The 2,466-nt window shown below is 59.6% G+C and carries 3 protein-coding genes; all 3 read right to left on the reverse strand.

All coding sequences use genetic code 11. The features are described 5' to 3' along the window. Nucleotides 1-36: 36 nt before the first annotated feature. Nucleotides 37-1,224 (reverse strand): BT_3928 family protein, encoded by a 1,188-nt coding sequence (locus tag Q0F21_RS07195; protein ID WP_297238680.1) that lies wholly within the window; start codon nt 1,222-1,224, stop codon nt 37-39. A 13-nt stretch (nt 1,225-1,237) separates the two neighbouring features. Continuing rightward, complete coding sequence (locus Q0F21_RS07200; RefSeq protein WP_018107606.1) at nt 1,238-1,828, reverse strand: DUF1599 domain-containing protein; 591 nt, start codon at nt 1,826-1,828, stop codon at nt 1,238-1,240. Then, nucleotides 1,825-2,466 (reverse strand): dipeptidase PepE (gene pepE / locus Q0F21_RS07205; RefSeq protein ID WP_297238683.1); only part of this gene is annotated, 642 nt, incomplete at its 5' end. The genes Q0F21_RS07200 and pepE, both read right to left, overlap by 4 nt.

The raw sequence follows: 2,466 nt of genomic DNA on the forward strand, positions 1-2,466 counted from the left end.
GTTGGCAGCTGCAATTTTCTTTCTCATAATCAATCTTTACTCTGTTAGTATGCTTGTTAGTTGTGGATGTCTGAATAAGTGGGAGAGGAAGTGCCGGTCCTGCACGGCGAAGCGGAGACTCACGTAGGAGAGCTTGTCGGAGAGGACACCATCGTGGATAACGACCAGCCCGGGATTGCTCCGGATGAGGGTCTGAGCCATCTTGAGATCCATAAAGAGGACCCTCCCATAGCGGCGGACCAGGTCGATCCGGGGATGGTTCTCGAGACGGTCAAGCGGCGAAGTGACGACCAGCGTCACCGGGTGGTGGGCACGCTGCTGGAGCTCCAGCCCGAGGTGGAGCTGCTCCTCGCTCATCCGGTCGATGTCGTAGGTGATGTAGAGGAGTGCCTGGGCGTCTGTCTCTGCGAGCTGGTGTCCCACCTCCTCGCCTTGTGCGTCCAGCAGGATCAGGTCTGCCTCACTCTCCCGTTTGTGGGCCGGTGTGGCGGCGATCTCCTCGTAGCGGACATAGGTCCAGGTGGAGTCGACAGTCGCCAGTTCGTCAGTCGTGAGCGCTCGCTCCTCCCCGCCTCGCTCGTAGATGTAGCGCATGCCGTCGTCCGCCGGGCGGTCGTAGAAGTAGCTAATCGGCGTGCCGACTTTGTAGGGACGGAAGTCGATCGTCGGGAGGTAGAGGAGGGGGTAGATATTGAAAACGATAAGCACCAGCGCCAGCGCTGCTCCCGTGACTGTCTGCTTCCTTTGGCTCCCCAGCGGATAGAGGGCATCCCTGTGGCGGACCAGGAGGATAAGGAGCAGGAGGAGAGCCACGTTTTTCCAGAATGTGGCCCCATTGCTGATCTTGAGGGCATCACCAAAGCAACCGCAGTCAGCGACAGGATTGGCGATGTAGATGTAGAGCGTCAGGCAGGTCATCGGCACCATTAGAATAAGCGTCGTGATGGGCGTCCAGCGGCGACCGATACCAAGTAGGAGGAAGGTGCCAAGTAGCGCCTCGAGGACATTGAGCCCCACTGCCAGGTAGGTGGCGAGCGACAGGTCGATGGACTGTCCCGCGAGACCGAGGTACTCCATGATCTTGAGTCCGGTACCCATGGGGTCGATCCCCTTGGTGCAGCCGGAGAAGATGAAGAAGAGCCCCACGAGAACCTGCACAAGACGGACAATAAGGGTCAGTCCCGGTGAGGTGGCAGGGCGGTGGTCGGAGTAGCGGTGGCGCATGGCTGGTGGGCTATTAGTACATCGGGTCGGTTCCCTCGTCGATGCGGATAATGGCAAAGGCGGCGTAGTTGCACATGTCGAGGTAATTGGCATCGATGCCCTCGCTCACGCTCACTTCGCCACGATGGTCCTCGATCTGCTTGGTGCGAAAGATCTTCTGCAGGATGATGTCGGTGATCGAGGAGATACGCATGGATCGCCACGCCTCGCCGTAGTCATGATTCTTATCCAGCATGAGCTCCTTGGCACGCTTGGCGTAGCTGTCGTACCAGCTGAGGAGCAGCTGCGGATCGACGCGACTGTCATCGGCGTAGCCGTGCTCCAGCTGCACCATTCCCATGAGGGAGTAATTGAAGATCCCGATAAACTCGCCCCTGATCCCGTCCTCGACACGCTGGACACCCAGCTCCTGGATGGAGCGGATGCGCTGTGCCTTGATCAGGATCTGGTCCGTGACAGCCGACGGGCGCATGACCCGCCAGGAGGCACCGTAGTCGTCAAACTTCCGGAGGAAGAGACCACGGCACTCCTTCAGCACCGCATCGTACTGGCAGGCGGTGTCGCGGGGACTCACCTCGGGTCTCAGGCTGGCTCCTTCGCTCATTTCTCCTCCTCGTCAGAGGGCTCCCGGAGGAGGAAGGAGAAGTCTCCCGTAGGCATCATCTCCTGAGTCTCCTCACCGCCGTGGTAGATGCGGACGTTATTCTCCCCATGCACCTCGACTTCGTCGCCCTGGATGAGGAAACGACTGCCCTCACGCAGTCCGGCAACGAAGATATCCGGATTTTGCGTGATAAACTCGACGATGCGGAAGTCCCTCGTCTCGCCTCCATGACCCTCGGGGGCCTTGTCGAGGTAGTGAGGATTGATCTGGAAGGGGATAAGCCCGAGCGTGCGGAAGCTCTCCGGCTCAGCGATAGGCATATCGTTGGTCGTCATCAGCGTAGGGCAGGCGACATTGGATCCTGCACTCCAGCCGGAGTAAGGGATCCCAAGGCTGACGGCCTCACGGATCGGCTCCATCAGCCCGAGACGCTGCATCGTGGCGGTCAGCACCCAAGTATTACCTCCACCGACGAGGATGGCGGTCGCCTTCTTGATCGCAGCCACGGGGTCGTCGTAGGTGTGCAGCCCGTGAACCTTGATCCCAAAGGGCTCAAGCGCCTTATTGACCTTGCTGACATACTCATCGTAGGAGTAGGTGATGGCAGCGTAGGGCACGAGGATCACCTCCTCACGATC

It is taken from the genome of uncultured Porphyromonas sp. (assembly GCF_934359325.1).
Taxonomy (GTDB): Bacteria; Bacteroidota; Bacteroidia; order Bacteroidales; family Porphyromonadaceae; genus Porphyromonas_A.